This is a genomic window from Microbulbifer variabilis (assembly GCF_023716485.1).
Classification (GTDB): Bacteria; Pseudomonadota; Gammaproteobacteria; order Pseudomonadales; family Cellvibrionaceae; genus Microbulbifer; species Microbulbifer variabilis_B.
Genome location: NZ_CP092418.1, coordinates 4,620,001 through 4,622,500, shown reverse-complemented (window position 1 = coordinate 4,622,500; position 2,500 = coordinate 4,620,001). Strand labels below are relative to the sequence as shown.

The window sequence follows — 2,500 nt, the reverse complement described above, 5'->3', positions numbered from 1 at the left end:
CAGGCCAACGATTTATTGTTGAGTCTGAATGTTAAAGTCGTTAGTAGTCGTTTGTGTTGTATGGTCAAGCGACTAAGCGTATACGGTGGATGCCTTGGCAGCTGGAGGCGATGAAGGACGTAGGAGCCTGCGAAAAGTCTAGGGGAGCTGGCACACAAGCTTTGATCCTAGAATGTCCGAATGGGGAAACCCACCTGTTTTACAGGTATCCATAACTGAATACATAGGTTATGGAGGCGAACCCGGGGAACTGAAACATCTAAGTACCCGGAGGAAAAGAAATCAACCGAGATTCCCTGAGTAGCGGCGAGCGAAAGGGGATTAGCCCTTAAGCTCTTTATGTTTTAGTGGAAGGTTCTGGAAAGTACCGCGATACAGGGTGATAGCCCCGTACACGAAAAGGCATTTAGAGTGAAATCGAGTAGGTCGGGACACGTGTTATCTTGACTGAATATGGGGGGACCATCCTCCAAGGCTAAATACTCCCAGCTGACCGATAGTGAACCAGTACCGTGAGGGAAAGGCGAAAAGAACCCCGGAGAGGGGAGTGAAATAGAACCTGAAACCGTATACGTACAAGCAGTAGGAGCCCTTCGGGGTGACTGCGTACCTTTTGTATAATGGGTCAGCGACTTATTGTCTGTAGCAAGGTTAACCGCTTAGGGGAGCCGTAGAGAAATCGAGTCTTAATAGGGCGTTTAGTTGCAGGCAATAGACCCGAAACCCGGCGATCTATCCATGGGCAGGTTGAAGGTTGAGTAACATCAACTGGAGGACCGAACCCACTAATGTTGAAAAATTAGGGGATGACCTGTGGATCGGAGTGAAAGGCTAATCAAGCCGGGAGATAGCTGGTTCTCCTCGAAAGCTATTTAGGTAGCGCCTCGCGTCTCACCCTCGGGGGTAGAGCACTGTTTGGGCTAGGGGGTCATCCCGACTTACCAACCCCATGCAAACTCCGAATACCGAGGAGTGCAATCGCGGGAGACACACGGCGGGTGCTAACGTCCGTCGTGGAAAGGGAAACAACCCAGACCGCCAGCTAAGGTCCCAAATACCAGTTAAGTGGGAAACGATGTGGGAAGGCCCAGACAGCTAGGAGGTTGGCTTAGAAGCAGCCATCCTTTAAAGAAAGCGTAATAGCTCACTAGTCGAGTCGGCCTGCGCGGAAGATATACCGGGGCTAAAACTGGTAACCGAAGCTGCGGATGCTCTTAGGAGCATGGTAGAGGAGCGTTGTGTAAGCCGTTGAAGGTGGATCGGGAGGTCTGCTGGAGGTATCACAAGTGCGAATGCTGACATGAGTAACGACAAGGGAGGTGAAAAACCTCCCCGCCGGAAGACCAAGGGTTCCTGTCCAACGCTAATCGGGACAGGGTTAGTCGACCCCTAAGGCGAGGGCGAAAGCCGTAGTCGATGGGAAACAGGTTAATATTCCTGTACTCGCTATTGCTGCGACGGAGTGACGGAGAAGGCTAGGCCGGCATGGCGATTGGTTGTCCATGTTTAAGGTTGTAGGCTGGGGACTTAGGCAAATCCGGGTCCCTAAGGCTGAGAACTGATGACGAAGCCCACTTGTGGGTGAAGTGGTTGATGCCCTGCTTCCAGGAAAAACTTCTAAGCTTCAGGCAATAGTGAATCGTACTCTAAACCGACACAGGTGGTCAGGTAGAGAATACCAAGGCGCTTGAGAGAACTCTGGTGAAGGAACTAGGCAAAATGGTACCGTAACTTCGGGAGAAGGTACGCCGGTTTTGGTGATGGGACTTGCTCCCTAAGCTGAGGCCGGTCGAAGTGACCAGGTGGCTGCGACTGTTTATTAAAAACATAGCACTCTGCAAACTCGTAAGAGGACGTATAGGGTGTGACGCCTGCCCGGTGCCGGAAGGTTAATTGATGGGGTTAGCTTCGGCGAAGCTCTTGATCGAAGCCCCGGTAAACGGCGGCCGTAACTATAACGGTCCTAAGGTAGCGAAATTCCTTGTCGGGTAAGTTCCGACCTGCACGAATGGCGTAACGATGGCCACGCTGTCTCCACCAGAGACTCAGTGAAATTGAAATCGCTGTTAAGATGCAGTGTACCCGCGGCTAGACGGAAAGACCCCGTGAACCTTTACTACAGCTTTGCACTGAACTTTGAGCCTACTTGTGTAGGATAGGTGGGAGGCTTTGAAGCAGTAACGCTAGTTACTGTGGAGCCGTCCTTGAAATACCACCCTGGTATGTTTGAGGTTCTAACTCTGGTCCGTTATCCGGATCGAGGACAGTGTATGGTGGGTAGTTTGACTGGGGCGGTCTCCTCCCAAAGAGTAACGGAGGAGTACGAAGGTGCACTCAGCATGGTCGGAAATCATGCAATGAGCATAATGGTATAAGTGCGCTTGACTGCGAGTCAGACATGACGAGCAGGTACGAAAGTAGGTCATAGTGATCCGGTGGTTCTGTATGGAAGGGCCATCGCTCAACGGATAAAAGGTACTCCGGGGATAACAGGCTGATA

The 2,500-nt window shown here is 51.4% G+C and carries 1 rRNA gene (cut by a window edge); it reads left to right on the top strand.

Features of this window, described 5'->3' with window-relative positions:
• The first annotated feature begins 62 nt into the window (after window positions 1-62).
• A 23S ribosomal RNA gene (locus MJO52_RS20170) occupies window positions 63-2,500 on the top strand (it continues 443 nt past the right edge of the window).